Source organism: Allosphingosinicella deserti (genome assembly GCF_003012735.1).
Classification (GTDB): domain Bacteria; phylum Pseudomonadota; class Alphaproteobacteria; order Sphingomonadales; family Sphingomonadaceae; genus Allosphingosinicella; species Allosphingosinicella deserti.
Genome location: NZ_PXYI01000005.1, coordinates 89,550 through 112,710 on the forward strand (window position 1 = coordinate 89,550; position 23,161 = coordinate 112,710).

Below are 23,161 nucleotides of genomic sequence, written 5' to 3' on the forward strand. Positions count from 1 at the left end.
CGAACGCGCTACAGGAGCCGCTAAATAGGGGCGAGTGACAGCGCGGCGCAAGGCGGTCCATTGCGCAAGCATATCCGAAACGGTTTGCAAGTGTCTCCGCAGTTTTCCGGAGAGCATTTGCGGACGATCGCGATCACTGCTCCAGATCAGCCTTGCATCGTCACGCAAGTGTCACGATGGCGTGCTGAGGTGGCTCTGGATTGACTCGCGGAGGGTGCAGCTTGCCTTGCTCAGCATGACGGAAACGGAAGAAGTCGAGCTCAAGCTCGAGCTGGTTCCCGGCGACGTCGAGCGATTTCGCGCGCTGCCGCTCCTTGGGGCGCCGGCGCATGCCGCCGCCCCACAGGTCTCCACCTATTTCGACACGCCCGAAGGCCATCTGCGCAAGGACGGCTTTTCGCTGCGCGTCCGCCGCAAGGGGCGGCGCCACGTCCAGACGTTGAAGGAAAAAGGCGGCGATGCCGGCGGGTTTTCCGCCCGTGCGGAGTGGGAACAGGCCATCTCCGGTCCCGCACTCGATCTCACCCTGCTCGAAAGCACGCCGGTCGCGGCGCTGCTCGCGCGCAAGAAGGTGCGCAACCGGCTCGCCATCGTCTCCGAGACAAGGGTCGACCGCACCACCTGGCTGCTGAAGCGCGACGGCAGCACGATCGAGTTGATCCTCGATGTCGGGGAAGTCGTCTCGGGGGACCGCAGCGAGCCGGTTTGCGAGATCGAGCTGGAGCTGAAGCGCGGCAGCCGCGCCGAATTGTTCGCCTTCGCGCGAGAAATCGGCCGCGCCATTCCGCTGCGCATGGGCGTGATGAGCAAATCGGAGCGCGGGCAGCGTCTCGCCGCCAAGCGCCCGCGCCAGATCCGCAAGGCGGAGCCGGTCGATATCCCGCCGGGCACTGCGATCGCTGATGCCTTTGCGCTGATCGTCCAGTCGTGCCTGCGCCATTTCCGGCGCAACGAACCGGCCGTGATCGCCGACCGAGACGCGGAGGCCGTCCATCAGCTGCGGGTTGCGACCCGCCGGCTACGCTCCGCCTTCACCTTGTTCGCTCCGATCGTGGACAGCGACGAGTTCGATCGGCTGCGAGTGGGCTTCGGTGCGCTCTCCAATCTGCTTGGAACCGCGCGCGACCTCGATGTCACCCTGGTGGGCCTGCGCGGCGCCGAGGGGCCGAAGAAGCCGCTCGCGGCGGAGCGCAGGCGGCTCAAGGGACTGCGCGGCGGCGCCTATGATATGCTGGTCGCAACCTTGTGCGGCGAGGATTTGCCGCACCTGATCCTCGATCTCGTGGCCTGGGCGGAATCGGGAGAGTGGCGGGGGACGCCGCGTGCGCAGCGCAGCATCGAGGCCTTTGCCGAGGAACGTCTCGGCCGACTGTGGCGCAAGGTCCGCAAGCAGGGCAAGCACATCGAAAGCCTCGACCCGGAGGCGCGCCATCAGTTGCGCATCCAGGTCAAGAAATTGCGCTATGGATCGGAATTCTTCGCCGGCCTTGCGCTCGGCAGTGCACGGCGCTGGAGCAATTTCAATGCCCTGCTTGAGCAATTGCAGGAGAGCCTGGGCAAGCTCAACGACCTCGAGACCGCGCGTACCATGGCACCCGGAACGCCGGACGCGCACGCCGTGGAGGGACTTCTGGCGGACGCCCAACGCGCCGCCGACGGCCTGCGCGAAGCAGGACCTTACTGGCGCTGATCGTGCAACCCTGCTGCCCCCGAAGCCCATTCCCGTTCTGTGGGCATCATTGAAGGAGAAGGCCTCGACGGGCTCAGCCCGAGCGGCAAAAGCGGGTGAGCGCTGGGCCCGATCTCCTCAATCCTCCGCGTCGAGCGCGTAGCCGGCGGCGCGGACGGTGCGGATCAGTTCCTTGCCGCCACGCGAATTGAGCGCCTGGCGAAGCCGGCGAATGTGGACGTCGACCGTCCTGATCTCGATTTCGGCGTCGCTGCCCCACACTGCATCGAGCAGGCGCTCGCGGGAGAAGACGCGGCCGGGATGTTCGAGGAAGTGGCGGAGGATCTTGAACTCGGTCGGGCCCATGACGATCGATCCGCCGGCGCGGCGGACCTTGTGATTGGCGGTGTCGAGCTCGAGATCGGCATAGCGCAGGGTTGCGCCGGCGAGCGCGGGACGCACCCGCCGCAGCACCGCATTGACCCGGGCGATCAGCTCCAGCGGGCTGAACGGCTTGGTGACGTAATCGTCCGCCCCGGTCTCGAGGCCACGGACCCGGTCGGCTTCCTCGCCGCGCGCGGTCAGCATGATGATCGGCAGATTGGCGGTGTCGGCGTTGCGGCGCAGGCGCCGGCAGACCTCGATCCCCGACAATTCCTCGAGCATCCAGTCGAGCAGGACGATATCGGGCGATTCCTCCGCGGCGAGCATCAAGCCTTCCTCGCCGCTCGGCGTCTGGGTGACGTCGAACTCCTCGCGCTCGAAATGCCAGCGCAGCAGCTGCGCCATCGCGGGATCGTCTTCCAACAACAACAGCTGCTTACGTGGCATTCAGATACGCTCCATCAGATCCGCGTGGGGGCGGGATATCGGTGTGTCCTGGTCTTCGCCGGTCACGCTGAAGCGGACGGCGCCGGCGAGATCCGCTGCCTGATCGGCGATGCGGGCCAGGCTCCGGGCGACGAAGAGCAGGTTGATCGCACTGGCGATCGCGCGCGGGTCGCAGCGCATCTCGTCGAGGCAGCTTTGCAGAAGGGTGCCGTAAAGGGTTTCGGCCGCCAGGCTCGTGTCCGACAGGGTGTCGGCGGCATCCGGATCGCGCGCGACGAAGGCATTGAGCGCGGTGCGAAGCGCGTCGGTGGCGGTACGGGCGAGGTTGCCGAGCGCACGCGGGCAGGAGAGCGGGCGGGCAGGGTCGATGGCCGGGATGGCGGCGGCGATGCTGCGCGCCTGGTCGCCGACGCGCTCGATGAGGCCGGCGATCTTCATTGCGGCGAGCACTTCGCGAAGATCGTCGGCCATCGGCGCGCGCAGCGCGATGATGCAGAGGCCGCGGCGCTCGACCGCAGCGGCGAGCTGGTGCAGCGCCTCGGTGCGATGCAGTGATTGGGCCGCGAGCGCCGGATCCAGCCTGAGCAGGGCTTCCATCGCTTCGCGGGTGGCGGCCTCGGCCCATCCGCCGAGGGCAGCGACCTGCGCACGAAGATCTTCGAGATCTTCGTCGAACGCCTTGAGCGTATGCGCTCCGCTGCTCGCCATTCCCTACTCCGGCATGGTTGGAGCGGGCAATCTGAGAGGTTATGGTGACAATCCTGTGACGAAACCTGTCTAAGTCTCATCCGGATCTGAGGAATTACTTGGACGACGGACCGGTCAGCATCCGTCGTGGCGGATCAGGCTGCGGCGAGCCAGGCGCGTGCCTGACGCTGCGCTTCGGCGATTTCGGCGCGGCTCATGTCGCCGGCAACTTCGGAACGGCAGAGATGCGCCTCGCTGCTGCCCTTGAGCGCAGCCAGGTTGAACCACTTGTGGGCTTCGATAAGATCAATTTCGATGCCCTGTGCGCCAGTCGAGAACAAGGTGCCAAGCTGGAAGAGCGACTCCGGATCGGCCTGATTCATTTCGGCGATACGCGTGGCGGCAAAGAAATCTGCGGTCTTCTGGCTGGTGGCCATGATCAATTCCCCTCTGTTCGGTGACCTCTTTTTGCCGATTCGGGGAGGGGATTCGCAATTACGCGCAAGTCCTTACGGGTTTCTGCTGAGAGCGGTGGGGCCTGCAGACATCGCAGATCAGGGCGAAGCCGCAGTCCCAACTCCGGTTCTGCGGGATCATTCCCGTCGAAAGTTGCGGCCTGGCGCGACTTCTCGCAGCGCGCGCTCACGGCCAGGTCGTCTCAACGAAGGCGTGCGCTCGCCGAGAAAGGCCGCGCCTTGGGCGATGTCGCCCATGTCCGGTTCGGCTTGGCCTGCATGCTGAAGCGCAGCTCGCCGCCGGCGATGATCTCTTCGTGGCGGAGGAAGCTGCGATCGAGCGCGCGCCCGTTCAACGTCACCCGCCCGACATAGGGATTGGCGTCCGACAGGCCGTCGGCGGCGATCACGAAGGTCTTGCCGTTGGGCAGGGTGAGGGTGGCGCGGTCGACGAACGGGCGGCCGATCGCATATTCGTTCGATCCCGGCGTCACCGGATAGAAACCGAGCGTGGTGAACAGCAGCCAGGCGGACATCTGGCCAATATCGTCATTGCCGGAAAGTCCGTCCGGCGCCGCCTTGTACTGGCTGGCGACGATCTGCTTCAGCCGCTCCTGGGTGCGCCAGGGCTGGCCGGCATGGTCGTAGAGATAGGCGACATGATGGCTCGGCTCGTTGCCGTGAATATATTGGCCGATCAGCCCGGCAATGTCTTCGGCGTGGCTGTAGTCGAGCTTGGAATTGTCGAACGCGAACATCGCGTCGAGCTTGCGCACCGCCGCCTGGTCGCCGCCGAGCAGGGCGAACATCGCCTTCTGATCGTGCGGCACGAACCAGCTATATTGCCACGCATTCCCCTCGGTATAATCGCTGCCGTAATTGATCGCGGTCGGATCGAATGGGGTCCGGAATGCTCCGTCGGCCTTGCGGGCACGCAGGAACCCGGTGGCGCGATCGAAGCTGTTGCGCCAATAGCCGGCGCGCTTGTCGAATTGGGCGGCGACATCCGTGCGCCCCAGCGATTGCGCCATGCGGGCGATCGTCCAGTCGTCGAACGCATATTCGACGGTCTTCGAAGCCGCTTCGGGCTCGCGGTCGATCGGCACGTAGCCCAATTTCATGTAGTCGCCGAGGCCGCCATAAGGTGCATAGGTCGCGCTCTTCACCATAGCGTCGAGCGCCTGTGCCCCGTCGAAGCCGCGCACGCCCTTCAGCCAGGCGTCGGCGATCACCGGCACCGCATGGTAGCCGATCATCGTCCAGGTCTCGCGGCCGTGGAATTGCCACACCGGCAGAATCCCGAACGGGCTCGCCTCCTGGCTGGCAAGCAGGGAGCGAATGAAGTCGCTGTTGCGCTGTTCGGGCTGCGTCAGCAGCAGCAGCGGATGCTCGGCGCGAAACGTGTCCCAGAGCGAGAAGGTCGAGTGGAAGGTGAATCCTTCGGCCTTGTGGACCTGGTCGTCGGGCCCGCGATAGCGCCCGTCCGCATCCGAGAAGATGCTGGGCGCAATCATGCTGTGATAGAGCGCGGTCGCCGCCATCGTCCGCATCGGCGCCGCCGCTTCGAAGCGGATCGCATCGAGGCCCTGCTGCCAGGCGGCGCGGGTGCGGGCGCGCACCGTATCGAAATTGCCGGCCTCGCTCTCCAGATTGGCGATCGCGCCGTCCTCGTTGACGCTGGAGATCGCAACCTTGAGCTCGAGCGGTGCCGACAGGGTGCCGAAATCGAGCTGCGCCACGAGCGCGCGTCCGAGCAATTGCGCGGCATCGTCGGCGCCGCGGCTCGGGCCCTGGAAGCCCTTATAGGGAATGTCGGTCTCGCGGTTGTAAAAGGCGTGGGAGGCGATCGGCTGTGACGCCCGAATGGCGAAGAACAGCTTGCGCGCCGGCGCCCAGCCGCGAGTCTCCCGCATGCCGGTGATCGTGCCGTCGGGGCGGATGCGCAGCGACGACCACAGGATCTTGCCCGGATAATCGTAGAGGGAGCTGCGCAGATCCAGGATCAGGTGCGCCGGCTTGCCGGCCGGGAAGGTGTAGCGATGAACGCCGACCCGCGCGCCGGCGGTCAACTCGGCGCGGATGCCCGGATCGGCGAGGGTCACCGCATAATAGCCTGGTTCCGCCGTCTCGCTGTCGTGGCTGAAGCGCGAACGGTAGCCTGATCCCGGCACCTTGGCGTCGCCCGGCTCGAGCGTCACCGTCTCGCCGGCTGCCGGCATCACCAGGATGTCGCCGAGATCCGAATGACCGGCGCCGGAGAAATGGGTGTGTGAGAAGCCCTGGATGGTCGGATCGTCGTAGCGATAGCCGGCGGCATGGCCGTAGCATTCGCGGATCTTGCAGCTGGTGTCGGTGTCGGGGCTCAACTGCACCATGCCGAACGGCGCAACGGCGCCGGGGAAGGTGTGACCCTCGCCGCCGGTCCCGATGAACGGGTCCACGCTGTCGAACGTGCTCTGGGCGTTGGCGGACATCGCGAAGAGCGACGTGGCGGAAAGGGCGAGCGCGGCCAGCGCAACGCGACAGGAACCGATGATCATGGCGGCCTTAAAGCATGGCGGGCGAGACGTTCCAAGCGCCGAAAGGCAAGTCGAGGGCCGCCCAAAGCATGGCTTGTTGCCGCGGGCCGGGATTGGGAGGGTCTCGCCTCCCGCGTCCTGCTCAATGGCAAATTGCCGTCGCCCTTGGCGGAAGCCCTGCTCGAGTGCATGCGCGCCGTCGATCGCCGCTGACGTCAGCGGCGATTCCAGCCTCATGGGTCCGGCGACACCCAGGCAGATCGCGGCGTCAGCAGCGCCGGATCGTCGCGGCACGCCTCCCGAACGGCGGCGAGCAACCAATCTCGCAGGGCGCGGACCTTTGGCGCGTTGCGCTTGTGCTCGGGATAGACCAGCCAGAAATCGTTCTTGTAGCCGGTCACGTGCGGGAATGGCTGCACCAGCAATCCGGCATCGATGGCAGGCTTGAACATCGGCGGGCTGAGGATGGCCACGCCGTGGCCGGCGATGGCGGCGTGGCCGTCGAGGACCTGGGATTCGAAGCGGATTCCCCGATTGGACCGTGCAGCCATTTCGAAGCCCGGAAGCGAGTCGAACCAGAGATCCCACCACGAATCCTCGGGCGAGAGGCGGGGGACAGACAGCAAGTCGGCGGGGCTTGTCAAAGGGTGGCTGGCGAGGAAGCCCGGGCTGGCGAGCGGGGTCACCGGCATCGCCATCAAATGATGGCAGACCAGCCCTGGCGTCGCCTCCGGCAGACCACGGATCGCCGCGTCGAACTCGCTGGACTGGAGGTCGACCAGCTCGTCGCACATGTCGAGCCGGACGGTGAGGTCCGGATGGGCGACGTGGAAGTCGCCGAGCCGGCCGGCGAGCCAGTTGGTCGAAAAGGTGCGCGGCGCGGTGATCGAGAGCACCGACGCATTCTCCCCGCGAACCACGGCAAAGGCTTCCCGCAGCGACGTGAACGCGCCGCTCACCTGGGGTGCGATCCTGCGCCCCACGTCGGTGAGCACCATTCCCCGCCCCCGCCGCACGAACAAGGCTGCGCCGAGGCGCTCCTCGAGGATCTTCATCTGGTAGCTGACCGCGGCCTGGGTCATCGCCAGCTCTTCGGCCGCACGGCTGAAATTCTCGTGGCGCGCTGCCGCCTCGAACACTCGAATGGCAGCGAGGGGAGGCAGTACGGACATCTTCTCACATAAGCACAGCTTGTATGATGAACACAGCGATTTGTTGGTCCTCGCTGCCGGACGAGCGCATTTGCAGGGCCTCATCAGACGAGGAGCCCCGACATGAAAACGCTCACTTTCGCTCTCACATTGCTTGCCGCGATCCCGGCCGGCGCGACAGCCCAGCAGCCCCGGCCAGAGGCTCGCGTACCCTATGGGGATCTGAACCTGCAAACCGAAGCCGGGGTCAAGACGCTCGACCGTCGCCTCGCGCGGGCCGTGATGGCGGTCTGTCCCGACGAACGCGGCACCGTCGACATGGCCCGCAAGGTGGCCGCGCGCCGCTGCATCAAGGACGCCAGCGCGAGCCTTTCGCCGCTGCGCGACCGCATCCTCGCGGCCCAGGCCGCCGCCGAGCCGCAAGCCGTCGGCACGCGGTGACGCATAACGGTGCAGCGCTGTTCGATCGGCGCCGGAATCCTGTTGATCTGCAAGCGTCGCTTATAATGCAGATTGGCAGGAATCCGGCGCCGCCTGGCAATGGGCGGCGCTCTGGACCTCCCGGCAAGGTGGTAAGTACCGGAATTTCTTGGCGATCGCTCGTGGGACCCCGAAGCTGTCCTTCCCGTTTCGATTGGCCTGTCCATGCGATGTCCACCGCCTGGGGGAGGCCGGCATACCCTGAAGTGTAATTGGATCGTCGCCGGAATGAACTATTCGCCTGTACGTCGGCGACGCCGATGGCAAGGGAGTCCGGACCATGACCGATCACATCATCACCAGCACCTTCGCAAGCCGCCAGCTCGGTACGCCCACCGATCTCGGCGCCGACGCGACCCGCGACATTTCCGCCGGCCTTACCGGTCTGCTGGCCGACGTGTTCGCGCTTTATCTCAAGACCAAGAATTTTCATTGGCATATGAGCGGACCCAATTTCCGCGATTATCATCTGCTGCTCGACGAGCAGGCGGACGAGATCTTCGCCATGACCGATCCGATCGCCGAGCGCGTCCGCAAGATTGGCGGCACCACGATCCGCTCGATCTCCGACATTGCCGGCCGTCAGCGCATCCTCGACAACAATGAAGAGTATGTCGATCCGCAGGGCATGCTCGCCGAGCTTCATGGCGACAACAAGCAGCTGGTCGCCGAGATGCGCCGGGTCCACGAACTGTGCGACGCCTATTCCGACGTTGCCACCGCCAGCCTGATCGAAGTGTGGATCGACCAAACCGAACGCCGCGGCTGGTTCCTCTACGAAAGCTGCCGCTCGACGATCATCCGCTGAGCATGGCGTCGTCGCGGCGACACGAACGCGATCTATCGAAGCCGGCTGCTCCAGCGGCGAATAGCCGCCCGTCTGGACGGCCGGCTTCGCGCGCGCAAAGCCGCGGGACGACGTTCGGCCATCGGGTCAGGCATGGAGTGCAACCAGGGCCTCCTCCTTCTTCTGCGCATCCCCGCCCGGAACAGGCTCGAAATTCCCAGCACCTACCGCGCGTTACCGCTTAACGTCCGTAGATACTTACGCCTGCGGATCGATGGCAACGCGCTGGTCGCCGGATCGTTAGCAGCCCCCGACACCATCGCGCCGCGATATTGAAGGAGAGGCTCGCATGAGCGACATCAGAAGCCCGTTCAACTTCCGCCAGACGGACGGGCAGCAGGAATCGATACCGGAGCTGCTCCGGCAACTCGCGGAGCAGGGCAGCCATCTCGCCCAGCAGCAGGTCTCGCTGGTGCAGGCGGAGGTCCGCGAGTCCGTGAACGACGTGAAGCTCGCCATCGGTGCGATGGCCGCCGCCGCGGTCGTCGGCATCGCCGGCCTGGGCGTGCTGCTGATGGGCCTCGCCTATCTGCTCGCCGAAGCCATGGATCTCTGGCTCGCCACCCTGATCGTTGCTGCGGCGACATTGCTCGGCGCGTTCCTGCTCTTCCTCGGCGGCCGCAAGAAGATGCAGGCCGGATCGCTCCATGCGGAACGCACGCGTCGCACCCTGGAGCGCGCACCGGGCGCGCTTTCCGGCAACAGCCATGAAGGACACGACCATGACCGATAACCGTACTGCCGACCCTGACGTCATCGAAGACGATATCCGCCGCACCCAGGATCGGATCGGCGACACGATCGACAAATTGGAGGAGCAGCTCAGCCCCCCCCGGCTGGCAAAGTCCCTGCTCGGCGATGATAGCGACATCGCCAGGGAAGCGCTCGAGATCACACGGCAGAACCCGATCCCGGTGGCACTGATCGCGATCGGCGTCATCTGGCTGGTCGCAACCGCCCGGACCCGCAACGGCAGCCGCCTCGCCGATCTGCTCGGGCCCCGCGCTGGGACAGAGGGTGGGACACGGCGTCAGCAGGCGGCGGGCGCAACCGCCTCGCCCTATCGCGACGCCGCGCCCGCGCCCCGAACGCCCCAGGAGCCGGCTTCGACCTGGCAGCCGATCGGGACGGCCACTTCCGAAACGCATCGCGCCGATCTGCTCGGTCCCGACGAGCGCGGGGACGCATATTCCGGATCACTTCGCTCGGATGATCGCGCAATACCGCTCTGAACGCGATCTTGTCCGCCCCAACGTCGCCGCCATATTCCACCCGGATCGGGATCGGGATCGGGATCGGGATCGGGATCGGGATCGGGATCGGGATCGGCGGCGGCGTTGCTACCTGACCGTCGGGATCGGTGAAACGATGCGTAAGGGAGTTGGGCAATGGGACAAAAGATACTGGTCTTGATCGTCATCGGCTGCGCGCTGGCTCTGTCCGCGTGCAACACCGTGAAAGGCCTCGGCGAAGACATCAAGTCGGTCGGAGAAACGGCCGATCGTGCCACCTGACCATTAGCGACACAGCATCGCGCAGATCGTCAGGCAAAGGAAAACCATCGATACGGATACTGATGGTTCCACTCCGGTTTCGGCCGCAAACGCCCGGGATCTGATGCTCAGGTCCTTCGCCGCTCCCGGTCATCGAAGGTCCGCGTGCGGTGCAACGAAGTGGCCAATGCGTATCGCCCGCTACGACATCCTCATCCGTGATTGCCGCATTGCGAACTGTATCATCGGGGCCGATGCCGCTGGCATCATTGGGACACGCAAAGCGCAGCCGGCGATCGCGCCTGCGCGGCAAGGCGGCTACGCGTCGGCAGCTTGATCATCAATCCGTTCGAGGGGGGCGACTACTTCAGTCGGGAGGCCCAGATCGCATCGAGCCGCGCCTGCACCTTGGCGGCGGTCACGCCTTCAACCCGTGACAGCCCAAGCAGCTCGACGTCCGATCCGCCGAGCAGGCTGTCCTCGCGCCGGTAACCGACATCGTAAATGGCGACATCCGTGTAGGTCTCGCCACCGGTGACGAAGCGGGTGCTGATCGCCACCGGCAGGCGCAGGTCGCCCGATGCCTTGTCTGCGGCGCCGGCGGCACCGGCCTTGCGCGCCTTCTTCGCGGCATCCTTGATCCAGTCGGCCTCGATCCGCGGCTCGATCAACGTCTCGATCGTCTTGACGCCGAGCGTCGCGGGAAAAGCGATGGTCTGGCTCTGAATCGCATGCGCCGGATCCAGAGCGGTCAGCGCCATCCGCTTGCCGCCGCCCTGTGCCTTCAGCACGAGCGCCTTGGACAGCGCTGCGCGACGCTGCTTCTCCTGTGCCTTCTCGGCCTGACTGGCGCTGCGTTCGGTATAGCTGTTCCACAAGGTGAGCCCCGAGATCACCACCGCGATCACCGCCAAGATCTCGCCGAGCGTGATCCAGCGCCGGCGAATGGCGGCCGCCTCCGCCGCCTGGGAACGAGTCTCAGGTTCCGCCATTGTCATTCTCCTCCACGCCCGACACCCGCCGTCATCACCGCCGATCGCTCTGCCAATGCCGGGATCGGACGACGAGTTCCAGTGGAGGAGTGATGCAGGGACTAGCTGAGCTGGTCTTCGAGGCTGCGGGTCCGAGCGGTGATCTCTTCACCGGTGTGCTTGGTCGACGCCGGCTCGATCAGCATCACCCAGCATTCCTCCTCCGCCACCGGATTGTGCCGAACCCCGCGCGGCACGGTCAGGAACTCGCCCTCGGCGAGATGCACCGGACCATCCTCGAAGTCGATGCGCAGCGCACCCTTGACGATGTAGAAGAGCTCGTCCTCGCCCTCGTGCGCGTGCCATACGAATTCACCCTTGAGCTTGGCGGCCTTGAGCAACTGATCGTTCACGCGCCCGATCACCTTGGGCGACCAGTAATCGGTCACCCGCTCGAAGGCTTCGGTCAGCGCAACAGGGGAAAGCATCGCGTTCTCCTCGGTGGTCCGTTCGCATAACCGATGTCGACCATCGATGTGAACGCCGTTCATGCTCGGAGCGTCTCGGCATCCACTCCGAGACGGCGCGATGACGCTCCTGCCGCAATCCGCTGCCCGACATAGGCGACCAACGCAGAGCCGCAGAGGATCAGGGCGCCGGCGGAGAACGCGGCCTGGTATCCGCCGAAATCGTAGAGCAGGCCGCCAAGCGCCGCTCCGGCGGTGATGGCGAGCTGGACGGCGCCGACCATCAGGCCGCCACCGGTTTCGGCGTCGTCGGGCAGAACCTTGCTGAGCCAGGTCCACCACGCCACCGGCGCGGCGGTGCCGACCAGACCCCAGCCGGCGAGCAGGGCCGCAGTCGCGAGCGGCGACGTGCCGGTCGCCACCAGCGCGACGGCAAGCACCGCGAGGACGATCGGAGCCGCGATCAGCAGGCTGTCGAGCCAAGCCCGCAGCAGCAGACCGATCAGAGAGGTTCCGAGGAGACCGGCGCCACCCATCACGAGCAGGATCAGCGACAGGGTGGAAACGCTCACCTGCGTGACCGTCTCCAGGAACGGCCGCAAATAGGTGAACAGCGCGAACTGGCCCATGAACAGCAGCGACACGGCCGCGATGCCGAGCGGAACCCGCGGCCGCTGAAGAACCTTGAGGATGTTGCTCGCACCCGCCTCACGGTCGGACGGCATCGAGGGTAAGGTGGCGAGTAGCCAGACGAGCGTCACCACGGCCAGAGGGACGACGCTGAAGAAGGCGCCGCGCCAGCCGATATATTGGCCGAGGAAGCTGCCGAGCGGCGCGGCGATCGTCGTCGCCAGCGCATTGCCGCCATTGAGCAGCGCCAGTGCTCGAGGAACCTCGTCCTCGCGCACCAGCCGCATCACGGTCGAGGCCGACATCGACCAGAAGCCGCCGATCACCACCCCGACCAGCGCCCGGCCGATCATCAGCACTGCGAAGCTCGGGGCAAAGGCGACGATCAGGCCCGAGACGATCATCAGCAGGGTGAGGCCGAGCAGCAGGTGGCGGCGATCGATACCGTGTGTGGCCGAGGCGATGAGCAGGCTCGTCACCACCGCGAAGATCCCTGAGACGGAGATCGCCTGTCCCGCGCCGCCCTCGCTCAGGTGAAGATCGGCGGCGATCGGAGTCAGCAGACTGACCGGCATGAACTCCGACGCGATCAGCGTTGCGACGCACAGGGTCAGCGCGAACACCGCGCCCCATCCCTGGCGTGCCGAGGGCATTGCGGCACCCGCGCCGAGCGCCGCGCCGTCGGCTGGAGCGCCATCGGATCTGGTGATCATGAGATAGTCCTTGCTCGATGAAGGTTGCGCATCGTGGCTCAGAGCTTGCGCCGACAGCGAGCAAGATAGGCGAGGGGACTGCCGCATGTGAGCCGGAGCGTGTTCGATGGAGCGTTGCACGCCGCTCATCGTCGAAGTGGCCCCACGAGGGGCAGGTCAGAGCCCCAGCGGCTGCACCTCGCGGATGAGATCGATCAGCAGGCGCAGGCCGGTGGGGAGCTGACGCCGCCCGGAATAATAGATGTGGAGCCCAGGGCCGATCGGCGACCAATCGTCCAGCACCGTCTGCAGCGTGCCGGCGCGCACCTGCTCGGCGGCGCACGGTTCGGGAAGGTACATCAGGCCGGCACCCTGTTCGGCGAGCGCCAGTGCGAGCTGGGTCTCGTCGAGCGTGATCGCGCCGGGGACATCCACCTCCAGCGTCTCGGCGCCGCGCTCGAACTCCCAATGGTAGACGCGATCGTCGCCAAGCCGGATCCGGAAGCAGCGATAGCCGTGGAGGTCGCGGGGATGAACGGGCGTTCCGTGCCGCGCGAAATAACCGGGTGCACCGACCACCACCCATTTTATGTCCGCGGACAACCTTTGCGCGATCATGTCCTCGGGCACGGTGCCGCCGTAGCGGATGCCGGCGTCGAATCCCCGTTCGATCACGTCGACCAGATGGTTGCTCACCGACACGTCGACCTCGATGTCGGGATAGCGCTCGACGAACACCGGCATCACCGGCGCGAGCAGCAGGGTTCCGGCATGTTCGGGAACGTTGATCCGAATCCTCCCGGTCGGAGCATCGCGGAAGCGGTTGAGCTTCTCCACCGCCTCGCCGATCGTGTCGAACGGATTCGCGATCGCCGCCTGCAGCTCTTCGCCGGCGGCCGTGAGCATCACGCTGCGATTGGTGCGGTTGAACAGCCGCACGCCGAGCCGCGTCTCCAGCCCCTTCAAGGAATGGCTGAGCGCCGAGGCACTGACGCCGAGTTCCAGGCCGGCCCGCCGGAAGCTGCGGTGCTTGGCGATGGCCAGGAAGTAGGCGAGATCCGCCAGATCGGAGCGGCCGAACTGCATGACGGACTTGTGAACGCTACGGCGAGGGATGGCAATTCCGAGGCCGCGCGTGCCGCCTCAGCCGCTGACGGTGAGCAGGATCTCGCCGCCGATCGGCGCCAGCGTCCGCGGCGCCGGGGATTGGGCGAGGATCGCCTCGCTCTCCTTCGGCATCCCGTCGATCGGTTTGCCCTCCTTGGTCTGGAAGGTCGCGGTGAAGCCGAGGCGCTCGATCAGGCTCTGGCCATCGGCGACGGTGCGTCCGGTCAGCTCCGGCACCGGCCGCCGGTCGTCGAGCGCCATCGGCGGCGGCACCGGCACGATCTTGAACGTCAGCCGCGCGCTTGCGGAGGCCTCGTAGCCGAAGCGATTGGCGAAACCTGCATCCACCGGCGTCACATAGGCGCGAGATTGGAGCAGCCGCGGCGTTCCAGGCGCCGCATTGGCACTGCCGTTGCTGGCGCCGCTGCCGCTGACACGCATCGAAACCTGCACTTCGCAGCTGGTTTCGGGAAGGACGTAGAAGGTCGGACGGTAGCCGATCTCGCGCAGCATGTCCGTGCCTGCATCGCCGTCCGTCTCGTAGAGGCTCAGCGTCGCCTGCAGCGAGGCGTGGTCGAGCGCGGCCTGAGCGTCGGCGACGCCGCGCCCGATCGAGGCAATCACATCGCCCAGCGGGGAAGCGAACCCGTCGCTCATCGCTTCCTTCAGCGGATCACTCATGTCCTGCTCCCTGCCTCACTCACGTTCCCGCCGCGAACACTGCCAGCACCGTCGACCCGCGTGCTGCCGAATTGCCGGCGCCGGGGGCCTGGAGCATCGCCTGACCCGGCGCGCAGTCCGGATTGATGCCGAGCGGCCCCTGGCTGACTTCGAGCACCAATCCGACCGAGGCGAGCACCCGGCGGGCGGCGCCTTCCGTCAAGAAGCGGATATCGGGCACCTGGACCCCGCCGTCGCCCGTCTCCGGCGCCTGGTTGGGATTGAAGGTGATCGCGACATCGGAGAGCGACCCGGGCCGGACCGTCTTCAATTCCGCAGTCTCCGGGAAGACGAGCGAAGACCCGCCTTCGACGATCGTCTTGGCGTTGATCGACACCGATCCGAGCGAGAAACCGCGTGCCTTGAGCGCCGTCTGCGCACTGTCGATCTCGCCGCCGAGCCGAGTGGCGAAATCGCCGAGGCTGAGAGCGCCTACGGCCAGAGTCGCGACCGCGGGACCGGGCGCGGGCGGCGGCACCGGCCCCGGCGTGGAGCCCGTGCCGATCGGGCCCCGCACGGTGCCGATCCGGATCTCTGACTGTGTAAGACGCTCCTGCAGGTCCGCGCTCTTCGCTTCCGCGGCGGCAAGCCGGACGGCGAGATCGTCGCGCTCGTTCTTCGTCCGGCCGAGTTCCGTTTCCCGCTCGGCAAGCCGCGCTTCGACATCGCGTTGCACGGCGGTGGTGGGTGCCGCGGCCGCGGCGATCCCGGCCGCGATCCCGCCGATCTGGGGCGCTTCCAGGCCGGCGCGGACGAGGCCGCCGCGCCTGGGCGCTGGGCGGGCGGCTTCGGCAATATGGACGATGTCGCCGAAATCGGCATTGAGCACGCCGGCGGCGCTGGCGGCGAGCCCCGGGACACCCCCCAGCAAGGCGGCGGGATTGGCCGTCTCGACCAGCCGGAGCATCGGAGCAATGGCGGGCTTCGCAACGCCGTCGTCCGCCTTGCCGCGGATCCTGCCGTCGCTGCCGGTGGAGGAATCGGCGATCCGCTTCCAGCCCGCGGCCATATCGAACACCTGCAGCTGTACGGACAGGCCGGGCACTGCATTTCCGTCCGCGGCGATCAGACGCAAGGACCAGCTGATCTGCGTCATCCCACTTCCTCCATCAGGATCACGCCCCGCGCAGACGCGGTTCCCAGTGTCGCCGTGATGACCACGACCTGACGCGCATTCTGCTTTGAATCGATCCGCAGTCTCGTCGTCGCCACGCCATCGGCACCGGTCGTCAGCACCGCCGCATCCAGCCGCGTGCCGGAACCGCGGGCGAATGCCGGGGCGCCCCGCGCCAGCGAGAGCGTCGTCGAGGCCTCCGTGTCGATGTTGAGCTCGATCGGCTGGTTGGCGAGCGTCTCCCCTGCGCTGTTGGTGACGGTGACGGCGATGGACGCGAAGCCGCCGATGTTTCCCCCGGTTGCCACCGAAAGTCTCGGCAGCGGCAGGCCCTCGCCCGGCGGCACTGCGATCAGCCGGCCCGAGACGCTGCTTTGCGCGGCGCTGCTCGTCGATCCCTTCGGCGCCGCCATCAGCATGGCGATCGGGCGGCCGCCGCTGTCCGTCTTGGTGGTCATCTCGACCTTGATCGTGAAATCCAGATAGGGGAGGTGATAGGTGGCGAGCGGCAAGCCGTTGCCGTCCACCGACGGCCCCTGGTCGAGCGCGGCTTGGGCCTCACGAACGCCCTCGGCGATTGCCACCAGCAATTCCTCGATGGAATTGCCCATCAATCGGGTTTCGTCCGCCATCAGGCGCCTTCCTCGCGCTTGGCCTTGAGCCGCTCGATCGCGCGTTCGCGCCGCGCCTCGTCGTTCGCCGCGTCGGCTGCCCGCAGTTCCCGCACGTCGCGGGCGAGGTTGCGCAGCTTGTCGGATTGTTCGCCGACCTGATCGATCGTGCCGACCGCAACCTTGAGCAAGGCCTTCATCCGCCGGTCATAGCCGTCGCCCTTGCCGAGCGCCGGGACCGCGCGCCGCGCCCGTTCGGCCCATTCGTCGGGGATCGCGCGGCGCGCCCGATCGAGAGCCGCGTCGACCTGGCGCGGCTTGTCGCGCACCTTTTCCCAGCGGTCGAACGCCCGATCGAGAATTCCGCTCGAGCCTGGATCGCCGGACGCGCGGCGCGGTCTGGATTGCTCCTCCTCAGCGCGGCGGCGGGGTCGCGACGGCTCGGGCGCAGCCCGGCGGCGTGGGGCGGCGTCGGCATTGAACAAGGGCCGCGCCGCGTCGCGTGCCGCGGAGAAGGCGTCGGTCGCGGCGGGCGTTCCGCCTCCGCCCGGAGTCTCGCCGGGAGTGGCGCGAAGCGCCGGCGGTGCCGGGGTGGCGCGTGGATCGAGGCCGCCGAGCATCCGCCCCGCGATCGACCGTATCTGGTCGGCGGCGGAGTTCCTCGCGTGGCGCGGGCGATCGGTGCTTTGATCGGTCGGCGCCCGTGCCGCCCGCCCGGCGCGCTCGGCAGATCCGGCGCCGCGTGCCTCACGGGAGTCCGTCCAGCGCCGCATCTCGGCACGCCGCTCCGCGAGCGGGGCGACCGCAAAACGAGGATCGCCGCCTGGCGCCGCGCCGCCGGCGCGAACCGCCTCGATCGAGGCCTGCAGCGCCTCGCGCTCCTTGACCAGGGCGGCAAGCCCGGGAGAAACGCTCGCCGGATCGATCGCCGGTGCAGACGAGGTCGCCACGCCCGCCCCAGCCCGCCGTTCCGGGGGAAGCGGTGCCTTGCCGCGCTTCAGCGCATCGCGCCACGGTGCCGCCATGCTCAGGCCTCCGGCGCCGCGCGCTTGGCGAGCAGGGCGCGGATTCGTTCCTCCAGCACCGCCGGCGGCGGAACGGGTACAAGCTTGGTTCGCATCAGGCTCGATCCTTCCGCACTATATTGATATTTCGACGCGAAGCTCGCGCTCACCGAACTCGTCGACACCGAACCGCCGGCCGCGAACGGCACGGCGAAGCCCTTCGCCTTAGCGGTCGTCGAGGACCGGCTGAGCTTGGCCTCGGTCGTCCGTGTCATCGAGATCGACATCTTCAGTTCGATGACGGTGTCGACGAACTGGTAGAAGGTCGGCGTGAAGCCGAGCTCCAGCAGCGAGTAGGAATTGCCGTCGCCGAAATCGATCAGGTAGCGCGGCGACTTCACGCCGGCGTCCTCGGGCAGGTTTTCGGCGTCCTCGACGTCGCCGTCATCCTCGGTCTCGTCATAGCCGGCCATCAGGCGTGCGATCCTGAGGCTCACCATGTCCATCTGCAGCTGCGCCTCGGCGACGCCGACGCCCAGCCGCTGGATCATCTCGGGGAAGGGAACGGCGAGGAGTTCGGTTCCAACACTCATCGTCGAGACTCCTGAAGTGGTACCTGGCCGGATCGTCCGGCGCTCAGGCAAACGGTGAAGACTGGCGCCTCATGCGCCGTGCCCGGCTCTTGGCCGGGGCCGGATTTACGGAGAGGGTGGCGGCGGCGGCGGCGCCGACTTGGCGAGCTCGGCATCGAGTTTCTTGCGGCGGCGCTCGACATCCTCGTCCATCTGCCGACGGATACGCTCTTCGAGGATCGGCGGCGGCGGAAGCGGCACCAGCTTGGTGCGCAGCAGGCTGGATCCCTCGGCCGAATAATTGTATTTGCTCGAATAGCTGGCGTCGACCTGGCTGGTCGAAACCTGGCTCGAGGAGCGGGTCTTGCCGCCGAAGATCGCACCGAAGATGCCGCTGCCCTTGTTGAAGGTCTTGTTGCGGGTCTGGGTGTTCCGGCTCGTCGTCGTGGTGGTATATTCGCGGGTGATCTTGATCGCGATCTTCACCTCGATGATCGTGTCGACGAACTGGTAGAAGGTGGGCGTGAAGCCGAGCTCCAGCATCGACAGCCGGGTCGGCACGCGGATCAGATCGGTGTCCGAGGTTCCGGGCTTCTGGCTGTTGATGATCTGGGTGAGCGCGGTCTTGTCGCCACCGGTCATCGCTTCGTCGGCGGCGATATAGGCTTCGGCCTCGCGCACCGTCATCAGGTCGAAGCCGAAGAAGATCCGGCTGTCGTCGAAAACCTGATTGCCCTTCTCGTCATAAATGAGCTTCAGGCCGCCCATCATCTCCGCCACCTCTATCGAGCTGGCGTCGAGCTGGACCTGACCCTCCGCGATGGCGAATGCCATCTGGCGGATCATGTCGCCCATGGGTACGTTGAGTAGTTCCTGGCCGATTGCCATGTCGGTCTCCTTTCCTCAGGCTGTTGGCGGGGCGGGAACCGGCGGGTTCTCGCTGAGCTTGCGCAAGATCTTTTCCAGCTGCTCCGGCACCGGCAGCGACACCAGTCGCGCCGCGATCGAGCTCGTCCCTTCGGCGCTGACCGAGAATTTGCGCGCGTAGGAGACGTTGACGGTCGCGGCGACCATCACCACGCCGACATTCACGCCCACCGATGCGCCGGCGCTGACACCGAATTCGGTGGTCTCGGAAATCGAGAAACTGAGCTTGGCTTCGACCGTCGCCTCAGTGAAGGCATAGAAGGTCGGGGTGAAGCCGAGCGCCAGCAGATTGTAGCTCTCGTCGCCGATCTCGACCGCCGCCGTCGCCATCTCGGCGGCGGTGCGCACGCTGTTCTCGTCCAGCGCGCGCTGCGCATCGGCGACAGCGATGCCCAGGCGCTCAATGATCTGCGGCAGGGGCGCCGAGACGAGCTGCTGGGTGACGGAGACGGTCTGGCTCATGGCGTCGGCGTCGGCGCGGGCGCCGGGGTCGGCTCGAGGAACTTCTTGATCTCGTCAAGGAACTGCACCGGCGCCGGAACCGCGACCAGCCGCGCGCTGATCGCGCTGTTGCCGTTGACCGATTGCTCGAACTGGCGGCTGGTGCGGTAGTCGACGGCAACGCCGACCGCCAGGGTCACGTTGGGCTTGTCCTTGTTCGCCGTCGGGCCTGCCGGGGTGATCGCCGCGAGCGGCTTGGTGATCGAAGCGCCGTCGGCGGCGGAGAGCTTGATGTCGTCCGTCGATAGGCTCAGCAGATCGATGGTCACCGCATCGTCGACGCTTGCAAGCAGCACGACCGCACCGCGCCGTGTGGCGCGGGCCTTGTGGGTATCGCTGCTGTCGTTGATGCTCTTGGCAAGGTTGAACGCGAACGCTTCCGGCGTGCCGGCATCGAACTTGTCGTCGGCGGTGTTGACCGCATCCGGCTTGATATCGACCGGAGTCAGCGCGTCGCCGAGCTTGAGCTTTTGGCCGTCCACCGCCTGCGCCGCAAAGCTCTTCACGACGATTAAGCCGTTACCGGGAGTCCCGTCGGTCCGATCGGGGAGCGGCTTGGCCTGAAGCTGGGTGGTGTCGCTGTCGACGATCACGAACAGATCGCTGCTGCCGACCAGGGTGACTTCGACCCGGCGAAACTGAGCGTTGGCGACATTGTCCGGCGTGGTCTTCCACCGGGCCTCGCCGCCGCTGGTCACCGATTTGATCTGGCCGGCGGGAACGTCATAGGCCTTGAGCTGCGCGGCGACCGCGTCGGCGCGGCGCTGGCCAAGCTTCTTGTTGTAATCGTCGTCCTTGCGGGTGTCGCCGTAGCCGGTGACGTCGACATTCTGCGCGCCTTCCTTGATCAGCCTTGCAGTCAGCTTGAGCTCTTCGAGCGCGTCCTTCTTCAGCACCGAGCTGTCGGTGTCGAACAATGCGATGCCGAGCGCGCCCGGGGCGTCCGGCGCCGTCGAATCGCCGCCGGGATCGCGGGCGAGCCGCGCCTTGAAGCCGCCCAGCGTATTGATTTGGGCGACGACTTTGCGGGCGTAGAGCAATTTGTTCGCTTCGCTGCTCACCTCCGTCGTCTTGCCGGCCGCCAGCGTATAGCTGTCCTTCTGGTTCGGGGCCGGTGTCTCGACGATGCGGATGATGCCGGCGCTGCTCGCGCCGGTCGGCAGAAAGGCGACCGCGCCTGGAGTCAGGATCGGGTTCTTGGCGGTTGGCGGATCGAGCTCGGCCTTGGGGGCCTTGCGGGTGCTTGCGACGAGGGCGCGCTCGAACTTGCCGGTGGGCGCGCGCAGCTTGGCCGCGAGCGCCTCGCCGGCGGCATCGAGATCGGCGCCGGTGGCATCGATCTTGGTCCCGTCGACCGTCGCGCTGGCGGGGAGCTTCTTGAGCGTGATCTGCGCCTCGCGCGCATTGGCGGGGCCGGTGCTGCGCGCGCCGAGGCCGAAATCGACCTTGGCGCCGATCCCGAACGCGCTCGCCTTGCCGACTTTCATCGTCAGCTGCATCGAGACCGAGAGATCGGCATGCTGATAATGATAGAAAGGCGGCGAGAGGCCGAGCTGGAGCAGCGACTGGTTGTTGAGACCGGGGCGCGGCTCGGCATATTCGCCGACCTGCGCGATCGAGTTGATGTCGAGCGCCTTCTGCGCCTCGGCGATGCTGAGCCCCATCGCCTTGATGAAATCGGCGACGCTCGCATCGGCGAGGATCTGCCCTGGAGTCATCGTTTCAATCGGGTTGGTATCATCCGCCATGGAAAATCTCCTTGTTCGGGACCGGGTTCGAGACCGAGCTCGGGACCGGCATGTCGATGGCCCGTACCGGGTCGACAGTCTCCTGACGCACCGTCCAGTAAGCGTGGCTGCGTTGCGCCTCGGCGAGGCGAGTCGTGCCGACGTCGAAGCCGCGCTTCATCCATTCGAGCAATTGCGCCGACAGCGGCTGCCCCTCGGGTCCGGCAAGCTCCACGACCTGCGCGAAGGTGCGGAGCGCGGCGGCACTGTCGCCCGATTTGAGTTCGGCGACGCCGACCCGCTCGAGCAAGGCGGCGCGATCGCGGCGATGGAAGGGGGATTCGCCGGCGGTCTCGGCGGCCGCTGCCGCCTGGCCGGCGAGGTCGCGCAGCCCGGCATGATCGCCGAGATGCTCCAGGCTTTCGAGCACGCATTGCAGATAATGGCGGCCGAACAGCTGCGGTGCGCCGGCCGAATGGGCGAGCTTCAGCGCTTCGCGATAGCGCTGCAGCGCCTCCTTGTGGCGGCCCTTGAGCGCGAGCAGCTTGCCCGCTTCGGCGATGCCGAGATGAAGCCGGTGACGATCGGGGGGCGCGTCGTTCATGCCCAGTCCCCTGCTGCAAACTCTCCCGCCGGGAATTGGCTGACGTCGGCACCGGCAGCTTCCAGCCGATGCCGCGCCAGCCGTGCACGCGGCGCGACCAGCGGCGGCAGACGCAGCGGCAAGGCGGCCGCGTCGACGCCGAGGATTTCGAGCGCCTCGGGCGGCGCGGTATCGACGACCAGCACCTGCCGGGCGAAATTCGCGAGCCGCGCGGTGACGGTCATGCCATGCGCCGCATAATCGAGCAGCCGCGCCTCGACCCCCTCGTGCGGAATGCCGTCCTCCACGGCGACCGGCAGCAACTCCGCCAGATCGGCGAACGCTTCGGCGGGAATTCCGGCAAGCGCCTCCAGCGCCTGCGCCGTGGCCGCGTTCGAATCCGAGACGTCGGTCAGCACCATCTCGAAGCGGAGGAAAGCCTGATTGACCAGCCGCACGCCGGGAACACCGGCGAAGCGGCGCCACAAGCGGTTGGCGTCGGAATGGGTAAGGCCGAGCGCGACCAGGCCGTCGCCTGCCGCGGCCGATGGGGCATCCAGCACGGCCTCGACGGCGGCGCGGTCGGCCGGCGCGAGATCGCCGGCGAACAAGGCGTAACGCGACTCCGTCGGATCGGCCGTCGACAGGATCAGCGCGCCGGCCGGCAGCCGTCGTTCCAGCGCATCGATGGTGGCACGACTGACATTGCCGAGGATGATCCCCGGCGGTGTCGTCAGCAGGTCGAGCGCATCGTCCGTGGGAATGGCAAGAAACTCGGCGATGACAGCGGTCGCAGCGTCGACCAGCGCCGGATCGTCGATCTCCGCGGCGAGATCGAGCGTCGGTGTGGGTGCGATCGGATCGCCCTGCGGCACGATGTCGAGGCTGAGCCCGAGATCGGTGAGGCAGGAGACGAGCTTGCGCGCGAGCTGCGGCTCGAGGCCGGCGACCAGCCGTGCCGGGGCCCGGTAGACGGCAGCCACCACGGCTTCGATCGGGAGCCCGAACAGCTCCGCCATGATCGACGCCGCCCGCGGCACGGCGCTGCCGACGTCGCGGATGACGATGTCGACACGCTCCGGCGCGGTTTCGTCCGCAAGTGCCTCGGCACTCTCCGCGCCATGTCCTGCGTACTCGGCGGCGGCGCGTGCGTCCACGTCCGACAACTCGGTGCTGAATTCTGTCCAGTTCATTCAGATCCCCGCCCATTATCGCTACGACCTTGCGTCCCTTTCATTCCCCCGAATGATTGGAAGGTGCGTAGACTGAGTTCGATTCGCATGGCGGTGAGTTGCTAACTATTCGGCAAGCCGAACAATGATCGGCAAGTCATTGCTAATGCGAATCGTGTATCCACCTCTTGACTAACATTCATATGCGAGTCGCAACACGCAAAAAAGGTC

At 66.8% G+C, this 23,161-nt stretch carries 26 protein-coding genes; 7 read left to right on the plus strand and 19 right to left on the minus strand.

Annotated features, from left to right (window positions below):
* Positions 1-235 precede the first annotated feature (235 nt).
* On the plus strand, positions 236-1,690 hold the full coding sequence (locus C7I55_RS15880) for a CYTH and CHAD domain-containing protein (RefSeq protein WP_146151043.1): 1,455 nt from the start codon (positions 236-238) through the stop codon (positions 1,688-1,690).
* A 117-nt stretch (positions 1,691-1,807) separates the two neighbouring features.
* Here C7I55_RS15880 and phoB read toward each other — a convergent pair whose 3' ends face one another.
* The 5 genes from phoB to C7I55_RS15905 all read right to left on the minus strand — a co-directional run bounded on the left by phoB (position 1,808) and on the right by C7I55_RS15905 (position 7,333).
* Positions 1,808-2,500: a phosphate regulon transcriptional regulator PhoB gene (phoB, locus tag C7I55_RS15885; protein ID WP_106514000.1), complete on the minus strand. Its 693-nt coding sequence runs from the start codon at positions 2,498-2,500 to the stop codon at positions 1,808-1,810.
* Entirely contained in the window at positions 2,501-3,208 is a 708-nt protein-coding gene (locus C7I55_RS15890) for a phosphate signaling complex PhoU family protein (RefSeq protein ID WP_106514001.1), read from the minus strand. It lies immediately after the preceding gene.
* 134 nt (positions 3,209-3,342) lie between these two features.
* Positions 3,343-3,624 (minus strand): SEL1-like repeat protein, encoded by a 282-nt coding sequence (locus tag C7I55_RS15895; RefSeq protein ID WP_106514002.1) that lies wholly within the window; start codon positions 3,622-3,624, stop codon positions 3,343-3,345.
* A 221-nt stretch (positions 3,625-3,845) separates the two neighbouring features.
* Positions 3,846-6,182 carry a GH92 family glycosyl hydrolase gene (locus tag C7I55_RS15900; protein WP_106514003.1) on the minus strand — a complete coding sequence of 779 codons (2,337 nt, stop codon included), beginning with the start codon at positions 6,180-6,182 and terminating at the stop codon, positions 3,846-3,848.
* A 212-nt stretch (positions 6,183-6,394) separates the two neighbouring features.
* The gene (locus tag C7I55_RS15905; protein WP_106514004.1) at positions 6,395-7,333 is read right to left on the minus strand and encodes a LysR substrate-binding domain-containing protein; all 939 of its coding nucleotides are present in this window, start codon (positions 7,331-7,333) and stop codon (positions 6,395-6,397) included.
* Positions 7,334-7,435: 102 nt separating this feature from the next.
* Here C7I55_RS15905 and C7I55_RS15910 point away from each other — a divergent pair, with 102 nt between their 5' ends.
* From C7I55_RS15910 to C7I55_RS28205, 6 genes are all read left to right on the plus strand, one after another.
* A complete protein-coding gene (locus C7I55_RS15910) occupies positions 7,436-7,753 on the plus strand; it encodes a UrcA family protein (protein ID WP_106514005.1) in 318 nt (105 codons plus the stop codon).
* 319 nt (positions 7,754-8,072) lie between these two features.
* Entirely contained in the window at positions 8,073-8,600 is a 528-nt protein-coding gene (locus C7I55_RS15915) for a Dps family protein (RefSeq protein WP_106514006.1), read from the plus strand.
* A 328-nt stretch (positions 8,601-8,928) separates the two neighbouring features.
* Positions 8,929-9,372 carry a phage holin family protein gene (locus C7I55_RS15920; RefSeq protein ID WP_106514007.1) on the plus strand — a complete coding sequence of 148 codons (444 nt, stop codon included), beginning with the start codon at positions 8,929-8,931 and terminating at the stop codon, positions 9,370-9,372.
* A complete protein-coding gene (locus C7I55_RS15925; protein ID WP_158266450.1) occupies positions 9,362-9,871 on the plus strand; it encodes a DUF3618 domain-containing protein in 510 nt (169 codons plus the stop codon). Before C7I55_RS15920 ends, C7I55_RS15925 begins: the two co-directional genes overlap by 11 nt.
* 156 nt (positions 9,872-10,027) lie before the next feature.
* On the plus strand, positions 10,028-10,153 hold the full coding sequence (locus tag C7I55_RS15935; protein WP_106514009.1) for an entericidin A/B family lipoprotein: 126 nt from the start codon (positions 10,028-10,030) through the stop codon (positions 10,151-10,153).
* A 166-nt stretch (positions 10,154-10,319) separates the two neighbouring features.
* Complete coding sequence (locus tag C7I55_RS28205) at positions 10,320-10,469, plus strand: hypothetical protein (protein ID WP_158266451.1); 150 nt, start codon at positions 10,320-10,322, stop codon at positions 10,467-10,469.
* Between the two features lie 25 nt (positions 10,470-10,494).
* On the opposite strand, the gene C7I55_RS15940 is transcribed toward C7I55_RS28205, so the two are convergent.
* The 14 genes from C7I55_RS15940 to C7I55_RS16005 form a co-directional block, all read right to left on the minus strand.
* Positions 10,495-11,124, minus strand: a complete 630-nt coding sequence (locus C7I55_RS15940) for a hypothetical protein (RefSeq protein ID WP_106514010.1) — start codon at positions 11,122-11,124, stop codon at positions 10,495-10,497.
* Between the two features lie 101 nt (positions 11,125-11,225).
* The gene (locus tag C7I55_RS15945) at positions 11,226-11,591 is read right to left on the minus strand and encodes a cupin domain-containing protein (RefSeq protein WP_106514011.1); all 366 of its coding nucleotides are present in this window, start codon (positions 11,589-11,591) and stop codon (positions 11,226-11,228) included.
* A 59-nt stretch (positions 11,592-11,650) separates the two neighbouring features.
* Positions 11,651-12,913, minus strand: a complete 1,263-nt coding sequence (locus tag C7I55_RS15950; RefSeq protein ID WP_233222242.1) for an MFS transporter — start codon at positions 12,911-12,913, stop codon at positions 11,651-11,653.
* A 156-nt stretch (positions 12,914-13,069) separates the two neighbouring features.
* Entirely contained in the window at positions 13,070-13,978 is a 909-nt protein-coding gene (locus C7I55_RS15955; protein ID WP_106514012.1) for a LysR family transcriptional regulator, read from the minus strand.
* Positions 13,979-14,035: 57 nt separating this feature from the next.
* Positions 14,036-14,680, minus strand: a complete 645-nt coding sequence (locus C7I55_RS15960; protein WP_106514013.1) for a PASTA domain-containing protein — start codon at positions 14,678-14,680, stop codon at positions 14,036-14,038.
* 19 nt (positions 14,681-14,699) lie between these two features.
* Positions 14,700-15,815, minus strand: coding sequence for a hypothetical protein (locus tag C7I55_RS15965; RefSeq protein ID WP_106514014.1), 1,116 nt, complete (start codon positions 15,813-15,815; stop codon positions 14,700-14,702).
* On the minus strand, positions 15,812-16,465 hold the full coding sequence (locus tag C7I55_RS15970) for a hypothetical protein (protein WP_106514015.1): 654 nt from the start codon (positions 16,463-16,465) through the stop codon (positions 15,812-15,814). Before C7I55_RS15970 ends, C7I55_RS15965 begins: the two co-directional genes overlap by 4 nt.
* A complete protein-coding gene (locus C7I55_RS15975; RefSeq protein WP_106514016.1) occupies positions 16,465-17,469 on the minus strand; it encodes a hypothetical protein in 1,005 nt (334 codons plus the stop codon). The genes C7I55_RS15970 and C7I55_RS15975 overlap by 1 nt, the downstream gene beginning before the upstream one ends.
* 2 nt (positions 17,470-17,471) lie before the next feature.
* Entirely contained in the window at positions 17,472-18,041 is a 570-nt protein-coding gene (locus C7I55_RS15980; protein WP_106514017.1) for a hypothetical protein, read from the minus strand.
* A 105-nt stretch (positions 18,042-18,146) separates the two neighbouring features.
* A complete protein-coding gene (locus tag C7I55_RS15985) occupies positions 18,147-18,908 on the minus strand; it encodes a hypothetical protein (protein ID WP_106514018.1) in 762 nt (253 codons plus the stop codon).
* A 15-nt stretch (positions 18,909-18,923) separates the two neighbouring features.
* Entirely contained in the window at positions 18,924-19,409 is a 486-nt protein-coding gene (locus tag C7I55_RS15990) for a hypothetical protein (RefSeq protein ID WP_106514019.1), read from the minus strand.
* Positions 19,406-21,196 (minus strand): OmpA family protein, encoded by a 1,791-nt coding sequence (locus C7I55_RS15995; RefSeq protein ID WP_106514020.1) that lies wholly within the window; start codon positions 21,194-21,196, stop codon positions 19,406-19,408. Before C7I55_RS15995 ends, C7I55_RS15990 begins: the two co-directional genes overlap by 4 nt.
* Complete coding sequence (locus C7I55_RS16000; protein WP_106514021.1) at positions 21,186-21,779, minus strand: peptidylprolyl isomerase; 594 nt, start codon at positions 21,777-21,779, stop codon at positions 21,186-21,188. The genes C7I55_RS15995 and C7I55_RS16000 overlap by 11 nt, the downstream gene beginning before the upstream one ends.
* On the minus strand, positions 21,776-22,951 hold the full coding sequence (locus C7I55_RS16005) for a hypothetical protein (protein WP_106514022.1): 1,176 nt from the start codon (positions 22,949-22,951) through the stop codon (positions 21,776-21,778). Before C7I55_RS16005 ends, C7I55_RS16000 begins: the two co-directional genes overlap by 4 nt.
* Between the last annotated feature and the right edge of the window lie 210 nt (positions 22,952-23,161).